This is a genomic window from Undibacterium sp. Tian12W, from assembly GCF_049339405.1.
Taxonomy (GTDB): domain Bacteria; phylum Pseudomonadota; class Gammaproteobacteria; order Burkholderiales; family Burkholderiaceae_D; genus Undibacterium.
Genome location: NZ_JBMPPK010000098.1, coordinates 1 through 255, shown reverse-complemented (window position 1 = coordinate 255; position 255 = coordinate 1). Strand labels below are relative to the sequence as shown.

Below are 255 nucleotides of genomic sequence, written 5' to 3'. Positions count from 1 at the left end.
CCATCATTCGGTGATAGTGCACTGGGTAAATTTACATCGTCTCCATGGTGTATCAGGATTAGCAAAAAAGCAGGTGCCTGGTAAATACGATGTAGAGTTCAGACTGTCGGTACTCAAGTGTCTATGGAATAACCAGCTTTCCTACCGGGAAGTTGCTGCCCTGTTTAATATCCGCAGTCCGGGATGTATTGGTGATTGGGAGCGTTGCTATCATAATGGTGGTATAGATGCCCTGATACCACGTGTACGTGGAAG

At 46.3% G+C, this 255-nt stretch carries 1 protein-coding gene; it reads left to right on the top strand.

The features are described 5' to 3' along the window. Window positions 1-73: 73 nt before the first annotated feature. On the top strand, window positions 74-255 hold a 182-nt coding region (locus ACO0LI_RS30775; protein WP_423037746.1), incomplete at its 3' end, for a helix-turn-helix domain-containing protein.